The organism is Streptomyces sp. NPDC085931, from assembly GCF_044540565.1.
In the GTDB taxonomy this organism is placed as follows: domain Bacteria; phylum Actinomycetota; class Actinomycetes; order Streptomycetales; family Streptomycetaceae; genus Streptomyces.
Window position 1 is genome coordinate 419358 of record NZ_JBITSK010000005.1, and the last position, 16077, is coordinate 435434.

Annotated in this window: 12 protein-coding genes; 4 read left to right on the forward strand and 8 right to left on the reverse strand. The window is 71.6% G+C overall.

Translation table 11 applies throughout. The annotated features are described in order from the left end of the window. Positions 1-69 precede the first annotated feature (69 nt). The 3 genes from ACIGAN_RS13050 (at position 70) to ACIGAN_RS13060 (ending at position 4407) form a co-directional block, all read left to right on the forward strand. Positions 70-2439: a polysaccharide lyase 8 family protein gene (locus ACIGAN_RS13050; RefSeq protein WP_399857171.1), complete on the forward strand. Its 2370-nt coding sequence runs from the start codon at positions 70-72 to the stop codon at positions 2437-2439. Between the two features lie 154 nt (positions 2440-2593). Then, entirely contained in the window at positions 2594-4177 is a 1584-nt protein-coding gene (locus tag ACIGAN_RS13055) for an acyl-CoA carboxylase subunit beta (protein WP_365744280.1), read from the forward strand. Positions 4178-4212: 35 nt separating this feature from the next. Beyond that, positions 4213-4407 carry an acyl-CoA carboxylase subunit epsilon gene (locus tag ACIGAN_RS13060; protein ID WP_184988591.1) on the forward strand — a complete coding sequence of 65 codons (195 nt, stop codon included), beginning with the start codon at positions 4213-4215 and terminating at the stop codon, positions 4405-4407. A gap of 149 nt (positions 4408-4556) precedes the next feature. Here ACIGAN_RS13060 and ACIGAN_RS13065 read toward each other — a convergent pair whose 3' ends face one another. The 8 genes from ACIGAN_RS13065 to ACIGAN_RS13100 form a co-directional block, all read right to left on the reverse strand. After that, a complete protein-coding gene (locus tag ACIGAN_RS13065) occupies positions 4557-5138 on the reverse strand; it encodes a GTP-binding protein (RefSeq protein ID WP_014675207.1) in 582 nt (193 codons plus the stop codon). Beyond that, complete coding sequence (locus ACIGAN_RS13070; protein ID WP_365098167.1) at positions 5119-5700, reverse strand: DUF742 domain-containing protein; 582 nt, start codon at positions 5698-5700, stop codon at positions 5119-5121. The genes ACIGAN_RS13065 and ACIGAN_RS13070 overlap by 20 nt, the downstream gene beginning before the upstream one ends. Before the next feature lie 94 nt (positions 5701-5794). Beyond that, positions 5795-6208: a roadblock/LC7 domain-containing protein gene (locus ACIGAN_RS13075; protein WP_004983065.1), complete on the reverse strand. Its 414-nt coding sequence runs from the start codon at positions 6206-6208 to the stop codon at positions 5795-5797. 10 nt (positions 6209-6218) lie between these two features. Then, the gene (locus ACIGAN_RS13080; protein ID WP_399857172.1) at positions 6219-9548 is read right to left on the reverse strand and encodes a sensor histidine kinase; all 3330 of its coding nucleotides are present in this window, start codon (positions 9546-9548) and stop codon (positions 6219-6221) included. Between the two features lie 377 nt (positions 9549-9925). Further along, complete coding sequence (locus ACIGAN_RS13085; protein WP_020271455.1) at positions 9926-10501, reverse strand: GTP-binding protein; 576 nt, start codon at positions 10499-10501, stop codon at positions 9926-9928. Then, entirely contained in the window at positions 10482-10877 is a 396-nt protein-coding gene (locus ACIGAN_RS13090; protein WP_031121441.1) for a DUF742 domain-containing protein, read from the reverse strand. The genes ACIGAN_RS13085 and ACIGAN_RS13090 overlap by 20 nt, the downstream gene beginning before the upstream one ends. Before the next feature lie 112 nt (positions 10878-10989). Continuing rightward, positions 10990-11403 (reverse strand): roadblock/LC7 domain-containing protein, encoded by a 414-nt coding sequence (locus ACIGAN_RS13095; protein WP_005479910.1) that lies wholly within the window; start codon positions 11401-11403, stop codon positions 10990-10992. 9 nt (positions 11404-11412) lie between these two features. Then, complete coding sequence (locus ACIGAN_RS13100) at positions 11413-15234, reverse strand: sensor histidine kinase (RefSeq protein WP_399857173.1); 3822 nt, start codon at positions 15232-15234, stop codon at positions 11413-11415. A 604-nt stretch (positions 15235-15838) separates the two neighbouring features. On the opposite strand from ACIGAN_RS13100, the gene ACIGAN_RS13105 reads away from it, so the two are divergent. Then, complete coding sequence (locus ACIGAN_RS13105) at positions 15839-16030, forward strand: hypothetical protein (RefSeq protein WP_365094506.1); 192 nt, start codon at positions 15839-15841, stop codon at positions 16028-16030. The last annotated feature ends 47 nt before the right edge of the window (positions 16031-16077 follow it).

The following is a 16077-nucleotide window of genomic DNA, read 5'->3' on the forward strand; positions in this document are numbered from 1 at the left end:
TCCGCCACCCCGGTGACTCCGGCCGGATCCTCCGTTCAGGTGACCGGCCGCCCGTGGTAGGGCAGGGGCATGACTCCGCAGCGCCGAGTGTTCCTCCGGCCGGCGGGCAGGGCCGCCGGCCCGGCCCGCCCGAGCCGCCGTGCCCTGCTGCTGGCCGCCGCGGCCCTGGCGGCGACCGGGGGCGCCACACCCGCCGCCCGCGTCGCGGAACCGGACGGCGACCCCTACGACACCTTGCGCAGGCGCTGGCTCACCCTCGCGCTCGGCACGGGGTACGACCCGGCCGCGGAGCCGTACGCCTCCCGGCTCGCCCGGACCGGCGCGCTCGCCCGGGAACTGCGGGCGACCATGGCCCCGACGGCGGACTCCCTCTGGGCCGGTCACCCCTTCGACCCGCCGGCCGGCATCACCCGCAGCTACAACCGCCTGTGGACCATGGCCCAGGCCTACGTCCAGCAGGGCACCGGCGCGACCGGCGACCCGGACCTCCTCGCCGGCGTCCTGAGCGGCCTCGACCACCTCTCCGCCACCGTCTACCACCCCGCCACCAGCCCCTACGGCAACTGGTGGGAGTGGCAGATCGGCAGCCCTCGCCCGCTCCTGGACCTGACGGCCGCCCTGTACGACCGGCTGGGCGGCGCCCGTGTCGAGGCCGCCTGCGCCGCCGTCGACCACTTCGTCCCGGACTCCGCCCTCGGCGACTACTCCGGCACCTCCACCGGCGCCAACCGCGTCGACCTGTGCCGCTCCGTCGCCCTGCGCGGCATCCTCGGCCGCGCCCCCGCCAAGATCGCCCTGGCCCGCGACGCGCTCTCCCCGGTCTTCCCGTACGTCACCCGCGGCGACGGCCTCTACGCCGACGGCTCCTTCGTCCAGCACACCTGGGTCGCCTACTCGGGCACCTACGGGCAGGTCATGCTCGACGGCCTGGGCCGGCTGTTCGCGCTCCTCGCCGGGTCCGACTGGGAGGTCACCGACCCGAACCGGCAGATCGTCCTCGACAGCGTGGAACGCGCCTACGCGCCGCTCATCCTCGACGGCCTGGTCATGGACAGCGTCAACGGCCGCGCCATCAGCCGGGGCCGCCTCGCCTCCGACGACCGCGGCGTCCTGCGCTCCGACCACTTCCACGGCGGACAGCTCATCGCCGCCCTCGCCCTCCTCGCCGAGGGCGCGAGCCCGCAGGAGCGCGACCGCTGGCACGCCCGCATCAAGGGCTGGATCGAACGCGACACCGTCGCACCGCTCCTGACGGCCCCCCAGTTCGGCGTCGCCACCCTCGCCCGGCTGCACGCCATCGCCGCCGCACCCGTCCCGGCCGCCCCCGAACCCACCGGCCACCACCTCTTCGCCGCCATGGACCGCGCCGTCCACCGCCGCCCCGGCTTCACCGTGAACATCGCCATGGCCAGCGACCGCATCGCCCACTACGAGTGCGGCAACGGCGAGAACCCGCGCGGCTGGCACACCGGCGCCGGCATGGTCAGCTGGTGGTCCGGCGCGAGCGACCAGTACACGGACTGGTACTGGCCGACCGTCGACTGGTACCGGCTGCCCGGCACCACCGTCTCCACCCGGCGGCTGGCCGACCGGGAGGGCGGTGAGTGGGGCGCGGCCCGCCCGGACGCCCGCTGGGTCGGCGGCACCACCGACGGCACCCACGCGGCGCTCGGCCAGCACCTCAAGGGCCTCGGCTCCACCCTCCAGGCCCGCAAGTCCTGGTTCTGCGCCGCGGACGCGGTGATCTGCCTCGGCGCCGGCATCACCTGCTCCGACGGCGTCCCCGTCGAGACGATCGTCGACAACCGCAACCTCGGCGTGCACGGCACCCAGCGCCTCACCCGGGGTCCCGGCTGGGCCCACCTGGAGGGCCACGGCGGCTGGCTGCTGCTCGACGGCGAGCCGAGGACGCTGCGCGAGGACCGCACCGGCGCCTGGTCCGACATCAACACCGGCTCCACCACCGAACGCCGCACCCGCCGCTGGCAGACCCTCTGGCTCGACCACGGCACCGACCCGGCCGACGCGGCCTACGCCTACGTCCTGATGCCCGGGGCGTCCCGCCGGACGGTCGCGCGCCGTGCCGCCGACCACCGCTGGCTGTCGGTCCTCGCCAACGACGCCGCCCGGCAGGCCGTGGCGGTGCCCTCCCTCGGCCTGACGGCCGCGAACTTCTGGCGCCCCGGCACGGCGGGCCCCCTCACCGCCTCCGCCGGAGCGAGCGTGCTGACCGTCCGCACCGGCCGTACCGCTACCCTCTGCGTCAGCGAGCCGCCCCGCACGGGCGAGGTCCTGGAGATCACCTGGGACCGCCCGGTCCGCCGGGTCCTGCGCGCGGACGAGAGCGTCGAGGTCCTCGCCACGGGCCGCCGGCTGCGGCTGCGCATCACCCCGGGAACGGCCTGCGCCACCCATCGGTGTGACGTGACACTCCTCTGAGCCGCTTGTGCGACCCCTACAAGCCGCACGCCCTCTGAGCAGTCGAAAGGGCTGCACCGCGGCATGGTTCTGTTCGGTGGTACCAGGAAAACACGCCGGAGACTGTGAGGAGTCGACGGCCCGCTTTTCTTGGTCGGCTTCGTAAGGTCGCTACATGACCGTTTTGGATGAGGCGCCGGGTGAGCCGACCGACGCGCGTGGACGCGTGGCCGAACTGCACGAGATCCGTGCGCAGGCGGTGGCCGGACCGAGCGAGAAGGCGACCGAGGCGCAGCACGCCAAGGGCAAGCTGACCGCGCGTGAGCGCATCGACCTCCTCCTCGACCCGGGCAGCTTCCGCGAGGTCGAGCAACTGCGCCGGCACCGGGCCACGGGCTTCGGCCTGGAGACCAAGAAGCCGTACACCGACGGTGTGATCACCGGCTGGGGCACGGTGGAGGGCCGCACGGTCTTCGTCTACGCCCACGACTTCCGCATCTTCGGCGGCGCGCTGGGCGAGGCCCACGCCACGAAGATCCACAAGATCATGGACATGGCCATCGCGGCCGGTGCGCCGCTGGTCTCCCTCAACGACGGCGCGGGCGCCCGCATCCAGGAAGGCGTCTCGGCCCTCGCCGGCTACGGCGGCATCTTCCAGCGCAACACCAAGGCCTCGGGCGTCATCCCGCAGATCAGCGTCATGCTCGGCCCGTGCGCGGGCGGCGCCGCCTACAGCCCGGCCCTCACCGACTTCGTCTTCATGGTCCGCGAGACCTCGCAGATGTTCATCACCGGCCCGGACGTCGTCAAGGCGGTCACCGGCGAGGAGATCACCCAGAACGGCCTGGGCGGCGCCGACGTCCACGCCGAGACCAGCGGTGTCTGCCACTTCGCCTACGACGACGAGGAGACCTGCATCGCGGAGGTCCGCTACCTCCTGTCGCTGCTGCCGCAGAACAACCGCGAGAACCCGCCCCGCGCCGAGGCCTCCGACCCCGTCGACCGCCGCTCGGACGTCCTGCTGGACCTGGTCCCGGCGGACGGCAACCGGCCCTACGACATGACCAAGGTCATCGAGGAGATCGTCGACGACGGCGAGTACCTCGAGGTCCACGAGCGCTGGGCCCGCAACATCATCTGCGCGCTGGGCCGGATGGACGGCCAGGTCGTCGGCATCATCGCCAACCAGCCGCAGGTCCTGGCCGGTGTCCTGGACATCGAGGCCTCCGAGAAGGCGGCCCGTTTCGTGCAGATGTGCGACGCCTTCAACATCCCGATCATCACCCTTCTGGACGTCCCCGGCTTCCTGCCCGGCGTCGACCAGGAGCACGGTGGCATCATCCGCCACGGCGCGAAGCTGCTGTACGCCTACTGCAACGCGACCGTGCCGAGGATCTCGCTGATCCTGCGCAAGGCCTACGGAGGTGCGTACATCGTCATGGACAGCCAGTCCATCGGTGCCGACCTCACCTACGCCTGGCCGACCAACGAGATCGCGGTCATGGGCGCGGAAGGCGCGGCCAACGTCATCTTCCGCCGCCAGATCGCCGAGGCCGAGGACCCCGAGGCCATGCGCGCGCGCATGGTCAAGGAGTACAAGTCCGAGCTCATGCACCCCTACTACGCGGCCGAGCGCGGCCTGGTCGACGACGTCATCGACCCCGCCGAGACCCGCGAGGTGCTCATCACGTCCCTCGCGATGCTCCAGACCAAGCACGCGGACCTGCCGTCCCGCAAGCACGGCAACCCGCCGCAGTAACCCTGCGGACATCTCAGCCACGGAGACTGACACCCATGGACACGCCTGACATCCGCGTCGAGAAGGGCCACGCCGAGCCCGAGGAGGTCGCCGCCATCACGGCGATCCTCCTGGCCCGTGCGGCCGCCCGCCCCACGGACCCCACCCCGGCCCACCGAGGCCGCGTCAAGGCCGGCTGGCGCCGCCTGGAACGCGAGCCGGGCTTCCGCGCCCCGCACAGCTGGCGCTGAGCACAGAACCAACAAGCAGGCCCCTCACAGAGGGGCCTGCTTTTTTGGGGGCGCGGGGAACTGCGCGACAAGCCCCCACCGAACCGCACCCGGCAACGCAACAGCCCCCGGCAGCACACCGGCCGCCGGGGGCTGTCCCACCGTCCGTATCAGCGCAGACGCGCCATCAGGGCATGCTCCACCAGCGTGATCAGCGCCGACTTCGCATCGGCCCGGTGCCGGGCGTCGGTGGTGATGATCGGAGTGTCCGGACCGATCTGCAGCGCCTCCCGGACCTCGTCCGGGGTGTACGGCTGCTGGCCGTCGAAGCCGTTGAGGGCGATGACGAACGGCAGGCCGCTGTTCTCGAAGTAGTCGACGGCGGGGAAGCAGTCGGCGAGCCTCCGCGTGTCGACCAGCACGATCGCGCCGATCGCGCCGCGCACCAGGTCGTCCCACATGAACCAGAAGCGGTCCTGACCGGGCGTACCGAAGAGGTACAGGATCAGGTCCTGGTCCAGGGTGATGCGGCCGAAGTCCATGGCCACCGTGGTGGTGGTCTTGTCCCCGGTGTGGGTGAGGTCGTCGATCCCCGCGGAAGCGGACGTCATGACGGCCTCTGTGCGCAGCGGATTGATCTCCGAGACGGCGCCGACGAACGTGGTCTTGCCCACGCCGAAGCCGCCAGCCACCACGATCTTCGCGGACGTGGTGGAGCGGGAAGGCCCTCCGCTAGAGCTTGCGAAGTCCACTGAGCACCCTTTCGAGCAGTGTCACGTCTGGCTGGCCGCCGGCGCTCTCGTCGCCGCCGGGCTGATGGATGGCGACCAGTCCCGCCTCCGCCAAGTCGGCGACGAGGATCCTGGCCACGCCGAGAGGGATCGTGAGGAGCGCCGAGATCTCGGCGACCGACTTGATCTCCCGGCAGAGGTTGCAGATCCGCTGATGCTCGGGCAGCTGGCCCTGCATCTGGTGCGGCTGCGCGGTGGTGTGCACCAGCGCCTCGATGGCGAGCTGGTACCGCGGGCGGGTCCGGCCACCGGTCATGGCGTACGGACGCACCAGCGGATTGTGCTGGTTCGACGCCCCACCGGGCGCCGGCTCGGGGGTGCGGCGCTGCGGCTGCACGGGCTGGATGCGCGGGGCCGGCGGCTGGTCGTACGGCGACGGGCCGGGGCCCTGTGGCGCGTACGGCTGCCGGTGGCTCGGTGCGGAGGGAAAGTTGTAACGGTTCGGGTTCTGACCACCGTCGCCCTGACCCTGGGCAGGGCCGTACGACCAGTTGCCTGACGAACCGCCTGGGGGTGTTGCCACTTTCTCCTCCTCCGACTGTGCCTGGCACCCATCGCTGTGGAGCCGCGTCCCGAAACCTTACGGCCACGGGACGCCAAAACGCACCGTCCGTCGATTAGTTGAGCAGGCTCCCCTGGAGCTCCGCACGAAGGTCCGGGGTGAGGACCGTCCCCGCCCGGTCCACCAGCAGGGCCATCTCGTACCCGATGAGGCCGATGTCCGCCTCGGGGTGGGCGAGAACCGCCAGCGACGATCCGTCGGAGATGGACATGATGAAGAGGAATCCCCGCTCCATCTCCACAACCGTCTGATTCACGCTGCCGCCCTCGAAAATCCGGGAGGCGCCTGCCGTCAGAGACGTCAGACCGGAGGCGACGGCCGCGAGCTGGTCGGCGCGGTCGCGGGGAAAGCCTTCGGACATCGCCAGAAGGAGTCCGTCGGCGGAGACCACCACCGTGTGGGACACCCCCGGGGTGTTGTCCACGAAGTTGGTGATCAACCAGTTCAGGTTCTGTGCCGCCTGGCTCATCGGGCTCACACTAACGCTCCTGGTTGTAGGTGCTGTCAGGACCGAAGCCCTGGCCGTTCGTTTCACTGCCTGCGCTGCGTCCGCGTTGGACACCCCGGCGCAGGTTGCTCAGCCTGCCCCGGACGTCCTCCGGGGCGCGGGAGACCTGTGGGCCTCCCTGGGGAGTGCTCTCGGCGGACCCCTCGATCAGGTTGGCCTTGGGAACCCGCCTCGGCAGGCCGGAGGAGGTGACCCCGCCCGCCTTGGGCTTCCGGAGCTGCGAGGCCTGCTGCCACCGCTCGTCGTTGGCCGAGCGCCAGTCGCTGTCGCCGTTGCTCTCCTGCGTGGAGGCCGGCGGCTCCTGGCTCGCGTGCCGTGCGCCACCCGTGCCGTTCGTACCGCCGGCGGTGGCTCCGCGGCGGGGAAGCCCGGCGTCGGTCAGCGCGTGGGCGGCGGAGGGGGCCGGTCCCGGACGCTCGAAGCCTACGCGGTCCTGCTCACTCGCGTCAGCGGCCTGCGCAGATTCCGTTTCCTGGGCCTGAGAAGGGTACTGGTTCGGGTAGCCGTTCTGGTAGCCGTCCTGCTGCGGCCAGTCGTCCTGGTGGCGCCGCTGCTCGAACGCCGGGAAGCTGTCGGGCACACCCGCGCCCTGCCCCGCGGACTCCTCCTGGGCCGGCTCCGCATAGGCGGGGTCCGGGTAGCCGCCGTTCGCCGGGAAGGTGTCGTTGTGCGGCAGGCCGCCGTTCGGCGCGTAGTACTGCTCGTCGTACGCCGCCCGCTGCGGCTCCTCGTACGACGTCTGCCGCTGCTCCTCGTACGGCGCCTGCGGCTGCTCCCCGTACGGCGCCTGCTGCTCCTCGTAGGCCTGCCGGCCGTCGTAGGAGGCGGGCTGCTGCTCCGGGTAGCCGGTCTGGCCCGTGTCGTAGTTCTGCCCGTAGCCCTGCTGCCCGGTGAACTCGTCCTGGTAGGCGGGCGCCTCGGCCTGCTCCTGGGCGTTCCGGCCGGGCAGGGCGGGCTGCTCGCCCTGGGACTGGGCCTCCAGGGCCGCCCGGCGCTCCTCGCGCATCAGGGAGCGGCCGACGGGGTCCAGCTCGCGTATGTCGTCGGGGACGTCGGAGTAGCGACTGTCGTCGAAGCCGAGCTCCGCGGCGGTGCGCATGGGCTGGCCGAAGTTCTCGCCGCCGTAGTTCTGCTCCGGGATGATCTGGGAGACCGTGAACTCGTCGCGGTCCACGTGCTGCTCGCCGCCGCCGCCGTGCGTGATCGCGTCCGGCAGCATGACCAGCGAGGTGGTGCCGGCCTGCTCGCCCGAGGGGCGCAGCTGGACGCGGATGCCGTGCCGGTCGGACAGCCGGCCGACCACGAACAGGCCCATGCGCTGCGAGATCGCGGCGTCCACGGTCGGCGGGTTGGCCAGCTTGTGGTTGATGTCCGCGAAGTCCTCGGCGGTCAGGCCGATGCCCTTGTCGTGGATCTCGATCATCACGCGGCCGTCGGGCAGCCGGGTCGCGGTGACGCGGACCTTGGTCTGCGGGGAGGAGAACGTGGTGGCGTTCTCCAGCAGCTCGGCGAGCAGGTGCACGAGGTCGGTCACGGCCCGGCCGTGGATCTCGGCCTCCGGCACGCCCGACAGCTCGATGCGCTCGTACTGCTCCACCTCGGAGGAGGCGGCGCGCAGCACGTCGATCAGCGGCACCGGCTGGTCCCAGCGGCGGCCGGGCTCCTCGCCGGCGAGGACGAGGAGGTTCTCGCCGTTGCGGCGCATACGGGTCGCCAGGTGGTCCAGCTTGAAGAGGTTCTCCAGCTGGTCCGGGTCGGCCTCGTTGTTCTCCAGGTCGGTGATCAGGGTCAGCTGGCCCTCGATCAGCGACTGGTTGCGGCGCGACAGGTTGGTGAAGATCGCGTTGATGTTGCCCCGCAGCAGGGCCTGCTCGGCGGCGAGCCGGACCGCCTCGCGGTGGACCTGGTCGAAGGCGCGGGCGACCTCGCCGATCTCGTCCGTGGTGGTGATCGGGATGGCCTGGACGCGGGTGTCCACCCGGCCCGGGTCGGTGCGCGAGAGCTGGTCGACCAGCATCGGCAGACGCTGCTCGGCGATGCCGAAGGCGGCGTTGCGCAGCTGGCGCATCGAGCGGCTCATCTGGCGGGCGACCGCACCGGCCAGGATGAACGCCAGGAGCAGGGCGACGACGACGGCGGCACCGGTGATGTAGGCGTCGCGCTGGGCGCTGTCGGCGATGTCGGACGCTTCGCTCACGGCCTTGTCGGCCAGGTCCGTCTCGATCTTCTCGTACGCGTTGAACTTGAGCGTGTTGACCGCCCACCAGTTCTCGGCGGTGATGCCCTTCTCGGCGAGGGCGGCGCGGGCGCTCGGGTCGGTGCTCTGCAGCGTCGCGACGGCCGAGATCATCGTGGTCGGGTTGGCCGGCGGGGCGACGTAGTCGGGGTTCTTGGCCTTGGCCTCGCGGGCCATCGCGGCGCCGTCGGCCCTGAGCTTGGCCTCGGCCTCCTTGAGCTTGGCCGCGTCCTGCTCGGTGCCACCGCCGATGTACTCCTGCACGGCGATGCGCTCGAGGTAGGCGTACGAGGACAGGGCGACGCGCTGGCTGGCCAGGTTGCCGTCGTCGGGGCCCGGCTTGATCAGGATGTGCATGCCGATCGAGCGCTGCAGCGACAGGGCCGCCTTGGTGAGCTCGATGGCGTACACGGTCCGGCCGTAGCTGGTGATGTTGCCGGTGCCGAGGCCGAGTTCGTTGGCGAACTCGGTCAGCGGGTGGGCCACCTCGACGTAGCCCTCTTCGGTCTGGACGCCCTTGAGCTTGGAGGTGTAGGCGACCTGGCGCAGGGTCTGCAGCTTGGGCTCGGCCTCGCGGAACAGTTTCAGCCGGCGCTCCAGGCCGGGCTTGGACGGCATGTTCTGGGCGGCGGCGTCGAAGGCGTCGGCGGCCTGGTCGGTGGCCTTGCGGACCTGGGTGACGGTCGCCTTGTCCTGGGCGGTCTGGGCGCTGCCCTTCAGCAGGGGGGCGGCCGAGGCGTCCCGCTCGTTGTAGAGGGCGTTGGCGTACAGCAGCGAGGCGCGGACCAGACGCGCGGTGTTCTCGGCGTCCTCGGCCTCCTGCCAGGTGTCGATCGAGCTCTTCACCTGGAAGCCGCCCATGACGAGGCCGACCAGCACGGGTATGAGCAGGATCGCGTTCAGCCGGGTCGCCACGCGCCAGTTCCGCGGGGAGAGACGGCCACCGCTTCGAGTGGGCGCGGCCGTCGGCTCCGCACCGGGCACGGGGGCGGGCGCCGCTGTGCGCGGCGGCGGGGTGAAGTTGCCCCGGGCCGACGGCTCGGGACTGTTCTTGCTTCGCCTCACTCGACCAACAACCTCTCGGCGGTCGGCACCAACCATGTGCCGCAGTGTCTCAGAGCCCCATCACGTCCTCGTCGGACGAGTACGTCATTGACTATTGGGCAGTTCAGGCATTCCAGCACGACGACCTGCGCTCTTCCAAACAGTCGAGGGCAGGGATTCAGGGGGGTGTAAGCCCCAGATAAAACGGTCATAAAGAGCGAGCCCCGCCAAAAGGCGGGGCGTTCGTGCGCACAGCGAGACGGGATGTGCGCGACGCGTGGCCGTACCACCCCAGTTCTCTGCCGAAACGTTATGAACACCGTGGCCGACCGTGTCAAAGGACACAGTCGGCTCCGGTGTATCTACGACAACTGCCGTACGACGCCTCAGAATTGGTGCTACCTCAGCCGGGCCATCAGGGCGTGTTCCACCAGCGTGATCAGGGCACTCTTCGCATCGGCCCGGTGCCGGGCGTCGGTGGTGATGATCGGAGTGTCCGGACCGATCTGCAGCGCCTCGCGCACCTCATCGGGCGTGTAGGGCTGCTGGCCGTCGAAGCCGTTGAGGGCGATGACGAACGGCAGGCCGCTGTTCTCGAAGTAGTCCACCGCCGGGAAGCAGTCCGCCAGGCGCCGGGTGTCCACGAGCACCACCGCGCCGATCGCACCGCGCACCAGGTCGTCCCACATGAACCAGAAGCGGTCCTGGCCGGGCGTACCGAACAGGTACAGGATCAGGTCCTGGTCCAGGGTGATGCGGCCGAAGTCCATGGCCACCGTGGTGGTGGTCTTGTCCCCGGTGTGGGTGAGGTCGTCGATCCCCGCGCTGGCCGAGGTCATCACGGCCTCGGTGCGCAGCGGGTTGATCTCCGAGACGGCGCCCACGAACGTGGTCTTGCCCACGCCGAAGCCGCCCGCCACCACGATCTTCGCGCTGGTGGTGGAACGACCCGCGTCAGAGCTTGCGAAGTCCACTGAGCACCCTTTCGAGCAGTGTCACGTCCGGCGCACCGGTGGCCTCGTCGCCGCCCGGCTGGTGGATCGCGACGAGACCGGCCTCCGCGAGGTCGGCGACCAGGATGCGCGCCACACCCAGCGGCATGTTGAGCAGGGCGGAGACCTCGGCCACCGACTTGACCTCACGGCACAGGTGGCAGATCCGCTGGTGCTCCGGGAGCAGGCCCATGAGCGCGGCGGGGTCCGCGGTCGTACTGATCAGTGCCTCGATGGCGAGCTGATAGCGCGGCCGGGTCCGGCCGCCGGTCATGGCGTACGGCCGTACCAGCGGCTGATCGCCCTCGTCCTCGTACGGCTCCGCGTACGGATCATGAGAGGCGGTGGGCGGGGTCATGGGTCCTCCGGGCGGGACAGCAAGTCGGTCAGATCAAGCCGTCTGACGAGGCCTGTGTGGGGTGTGTGGCGGCCGGACGGTGATGTGGTGAGACGGGTGGTGCCGGGGCCGATCAGTGGAGCAGACTGCCTTGGAGCTCGGCGCGCAGGTCCGGGGTGAGGACCGCGCCCGCGCGGTCGACCAGGAGCGCCATCTCGTAGCCGACGAGGCCGATGTCGCACTCCGGGTGCGCCAGGACGGCCAGGGACGAACCGTCCGAGACGGACATGAGGAAGAGGAATCCCCGCTCCATCTCGACGACGGTCTGCGCCACGTCACCGCCCTCGAAGATGCGGGAGGCGCCCGCCGTCAGGGACGTCAGCCCCGAGGCGACGGCCGCGAGCTGATCCGCGCGGTCGCGCGGGAAGCCCTCCGACATCGCCAGGAGGAGGCCGTCGGCGGACACGACGACGGTGTGGGACACCCCTGGGGTGTTGTCCACGAAGTTGGTGATCAACCAGTTGAGGTTCTGTGCCGCCTGGCTCATCGGACTCAACTAACGCTCCTGCTGGTGAGTGGGCCGTGGGAAGCTGCCGGTCTGGGTGGAACCGGCCTGACGACCCTGTGCGATACCCCGACGGAGATTGGTCAGCCGGCCGCGCACGTCATCGGGGGCGCGCGAGACCTGCGGACCGCTCTGGTGCGGTTGCTGCTGAGCCGTGCCCGGGACCAGGTTCGCCCGGGGCACCCGGCGAGGCAGGCCGGAGGTGGTGACCCCGCCTGCGGCGGGCTGACGGACGCGCTCGGCCTGGCGGACGAGGTCGTCGTTGGGCGAGGTGCGCCAGCCGGTCGACACCGACCGCTGCGGGCCGGCCGGTCCCTGCGGCTGCTGCGGAGCGGCCGGAGCAGAGCCGTTGCCCTGCGCCTGCTGCTCCTGCTGCCCGTGGAACCAGTTGGTCTCCAGCGTGTCGTACAGCGGCGTGCGCCCGTCGCCCGGGCCGGTCGCCGGCGGCAGCGCCTCGGGCTCCTGCCGGACGGGCCGGGGCTGCGGCGCCGGCGGACGCGGGGCCGCGAAGCCGGAGTCGCCGTTGACCTGCGGCCGCTCGAACCGGCCCGTGCCCGCCGGGTCGGCCGGGGTGGCCGGACCGGGCAGCGGGGGACGGCCGGCGCCGTTGCCCTGCCGCTGCGCGGGGTACTGGCCGGTCGCGTCCTGGCGGGGCGCCGGGTACGCACCGGTGGAGCCGTCGTCCTGACGGGGCGCCGGGTACTGGCCGGTCGAGCCGTTGTCGTAGGACTGCGGAGCCTGCTGCGGTGCCGGGTACTGGCCGGTCGAGCCGTTGTCGTAGGCCTGCGGGGCCTGCTGCGGGAACTGGCCCGTCGCGGCAGCCGCCTCGCGGCGGCCGGCCGGGGCGCCGAAGACGTCCGGCCGGACGAACTGGCCCGAGTTCGGGTCGTACTGGCCCGAGTTGGCGTCGTACTGGCCCTGGTGCTGCGGGCCGCCGAAGTCGGCCGGGCCCTGACGCTCGTCGTCGCGCGGCACGGCCGGCATCTCCGCCGTCGAGCCGGGGCCCTGACGGTCGTCGACGCGGGGCAGCGCGGCCGTCCGGGAGACGTCCGGCTCCTCGTGACCGCGGGGGGTGTCCAGCGAGGCGCGCGGCACCTGCGGCTGCGCGTTCTCGTCGCTCCAGCTCGGCACGCGCGGCTGCGGGTCGCCGCCGGGCAGCTCGGGCCGCGCGCCACCGCGCGGCGGCAGCTGCGGCCGACGGCCCTTGCCCCGCTCGGCGTTGCCGCCCTGCTGCGACCGGCCCCGGCCGCCGCCGAAGGCGTCCTGCGCACCGCCGGCGCCCGCGGCCTGCAGGCCCTGCGGAGCACCCGGCGCCTGGCCGAACCCGGCACCGGCGGGCGCCGGACGGCCCTGCGCGGGCGGGCCCTGCTCGAACATCGAGGTGCCCGGGCCCTGCGGTCCGCGCGCCGCGCCCTGACCGGCCGGACGGCCACCGTCGCCGTCGCGTCCGGGCAGCGCGGCCCGCGGGCCCTGGCCGGCACCGAGCCGGCCGCCACCGGGCGCGCCGCCGCCGAAGGCACCGCCGGCGAGGGCGCCGCCGTTCTGACCGGCGCCGGCGGCCCGCCGGGCCGCCGCCGCACCGGCCGCGGCCTGCGCGGCGGCCGGGCCGCCACCGCCGACCGGCGGCTGGCCGCCCTGCTTGGGCTGGGGCTTCTTGCCGCCCTGGGCGACGTCGACGGGCAGCATGACCAGCGCGGTCGTACCGCCGGAGTCGGACGGGCGGAGCTGGATGCGGATGCCGTGCCGCTGGGACAGCCGGCCGACCACGAACAGACCCATGCGGCGGGAGACGGAGACGTCCACCGTCGGGGGAGAGGCGAGCCGCTCGTTGATCGCCGCGAGGTCCTCGGGGGACAGGCCGATACCGGTGTCGTGGATCTCGATCAGCACCCGGCCGTCGGGCAGGGCGTGACCGGTGACCTTGACCTTGGTCTGCGGCGAGGAGAACGAGGTCGCGTTCTCCAGCAGCTCGGCGAGCAGGTGCACGAGGTCGTTGACGACCCGGCCGGCCACTTCGGTGGTCGGCACGGAGGCCAGCTCGATGCGCTCGTACTGCTCCACCTCGGAGGCGGCGGCGCGGAGCACGTCGACCAGCGGGACCGGGCGGGTCCAGCGCCGGCCGGGCTCCTCACCGGCGAGGACGAGGAGGTTCTCACCGTTACGGCGCATGCGCGTGGCGAGGTGGTCGAGCTTGAACAGCGAGGACAGCTGGTCCGGGTCGGCCTCGCGGGACTCCAGCTCGGAGATGAGCGACAGCTGGCGCTGGATGAGGCCCTGGGAGCGGCGCGAGAGGTTGGTGAACATCGCGTTGACGTTGCCCCGCAGCAGGGCCTGCTCGGCGGCGAGGCGGACCGCCTCGCGGTGCACGTCGTCGAAGGCCGCGGCCACCCGGCCGATCTCGTCCCGGGAGTGCACACCGACCGACTCCACGGACGTGTCGACGTCCTGCGGGTCGGACTCGGACAGCTGCTTGACCAGCTCGGGCAGACGGTCGGAGGCGACCCTGGTCGCGGTCTCCTCCAGCCGGCGCAGCGAGCGGATCATGGACCGGGCCACCACGAAGGCGCCGACGAGCGAGACACCGAGCACGATCAGGATCAGCGCACCGGAGATGATCGCGTCGCGCTCGGTGGCGCTGCGCAGCTCGCGGGCCTTCTGTTCCATCTCCTCGAGCAGGGTGTGCTCGATGTTCTTCATCTGCTGGATCTTGGTGGAGCTGTCGTCCAGCCAGTCGCGGTAGGACCGCTTGTCCTGCTGGGCGAGACCGCTCGCGGAGATCAGGGCGCGGCCGGCGTAGGTGTCGGTGGCCTTGATCGTGGAGTTGCCGCCGTCCTCGATCGGCTTCAGCAGCTCGGCGGCGGCGTCCTCGCCGTAGATGCTCTTGAAGCTGCGGATCTCGGAGTTCTGGCTCTCCAGGGCGGACTGGGCGTAGAGCCGGTCGTTCGGGGAGAGCTTGCCGGTCGTGGTGTTGCTGGCCGGCAGGGCCGCGGCGAGGGCCGCGCGCTGGATCGAGGAGTACTCCTTGGCGGAGGAGAACGCCGCGAGCGCACGCGTGCGCTGGATCATGTCCGGGTTGCTGGTCGCCTCGGCCATGTCCTGGGAGAGGTCGATCAGGTTCTCGATCAGGCGGTGGTACGCCTCGATCGTCTGCGTGGAGTTGCCCTCGGAGGCGTAGGCGCCCTTGCGGATCTGGGCCAGGTCGCCGAGTTCGCCGGCGATCTGGATGAGGTACTCGCGGACGCCCTTGAGGTTGCCGTCCTTGCTCGCGCTGTCGATCTCCTCGGACGAGTCGAGGAAGTTGTTCATCGCGCGGTCGGTCTTCTCGCGCAGCCCCTTGACCGTGAAGTCGGTGGCCTTGCCGCCGTGCGCGAGCGGGCCCGCCGACTGGTCGCGCTCCTCCTGGAGGGCGGCCGACAGCTCGGTGGCCTGCTTGGTCATGTCCGTCAGCAGCTTCATGTTGTCGAGCTGCTGGATGTCGTCCATGGACTGGTTGATACGCAGGGCGCCCAGCGAGGTGGCCGCGACCACCGGGAGCGCGAGCAGCGACACCAGTCGGGTGGAGATGCGCCAGTTGCGCAGGGCTATTCGCGGGCCGGGGCCGGTCGGGCCGGCCGGCGGCTTCAGGGCCGGGGCCGGGCTCGCGGACCCCGAGGGGGCCGACGGGCCGGGACGCCCGGGGCGCTCACCGCCGTCACCGGCCGGGCCCGGGTTCTGGGCGTGCTGGGGCGAGGGGCCGCCATTGATGGGGCCAGTCCCGCCGTGCGGCTCCGGCTCCGCCGAAGCGTTGCCATCCCTCTTGAAACGTCCCTGCACTAGCGTCGCAACCTCTGGACCAGGCACCCCGTCGTGTGAACGGCGGAGCACGGTGTCGGCGTTCTGGGGACGCCCTGAGTACGCCCCCGTGGTGGTCGTGAGTGACCGGCGCTGGTTCCCCCTTCTGGCCGCCGCTCGGCGCGTCTGTGCGCCCCCTGTGCGCCGGCTCGATACCCGCGGCGGTCCGTGGCATTCCAGCACAGCACAGGATCTCCAACAAGGCTCGTAGGCCAGGCCGTGACATAGGTGACACCACGTGAGGGCCGGATCACCGGTCGTAGAAAGGGAGTTCGCTCATATCGGTCATATGCCCGCGAGTCGCCGAGCGGCGCCAGGTGTCCCAGTCGCCATGATCAGGAGCGGAATGATGGCTTCAGAGACTCAATGTCCGCTTCGTCGCATCGGGGTGGGAGTCCGGAATGACCGATTCGACCCATGATTCGTGAGGAAACTCACACGCTGATCGCGACCCCTCCGCCGTGAGGCCGGGAATCCCATGTTTAGCCTGACGCTTTACAGGGATGCCAAAACCGACAACTCGCGCCCCGGCGGGGGGTCCTAGCCCCCCCCGCGGCGCCCGTCACAGGACAGGGTCACGTAAACAGTGAAGACGACGACGATGTTCCACAAGATCGCCAACCCGCGGCGCACGACGCTGGCGCACCTCGACCGCGCCGACGAACTGCAGACGCCGGAACAGCCGGAGCACCGCGTCGAACTGCCCACCCAGACCGCCAACCCCAAGCGCACCGTCCTCATGGAGATCCCCGTCGCGGCCGCCACGACCGCGGAGTGACACCAGGACGTACGCGTACCGGCCGCGGAATGCTCACCGCGGCCGCG

Bases quoted from the DNA above. Each gene is read 5' to 3' on its own strand.
- ACIGAN_RS13075 (WP_004983065.1), bottom strand. From the start codon at position 6,208: ATGAGCCAGGCGGCACAGAACCTGAACTGGTTGATCACCAACTTCGTG.
- ACIGAN_RS13090 (WP_031121441.1), bottom strand. From the start codon at position 10,877: ATGACCCCGCCCACCGCCTCTCATGATCCGTACGCGGAGCCGTACGAG.
- ACIGAN_RS13060 (WP_184988591.1), top strand. From the start codon at position 4,213: ATGGACACGCCTGACATCCGCGTCGAGAAGGGCCACGCCGAGCCCGAG.
- ACIGAN_RS13050 (WP_399857171.1), top strand. From the start codon at position 70: ATGACTCCGCAGCGCCGAGTGTTCCTCCGGCCGGCGGGCAGGGCCGCC.
- ACIGAN_RS13055 (WP_365744280.1), top strand. From the start codon at position 2,594: ATGACCGTTTTGGATGAGGCGCCGGGTGAGCCGACCGACGCGCGTGGA.
- ACIGAN_RS13095 (WP_005479910.1), bottom strand. From the start codon at position 11,403: ATGAGCCAGGCGGCACAGAACCTCAACTGGTTGATCACCAACTTCGTG.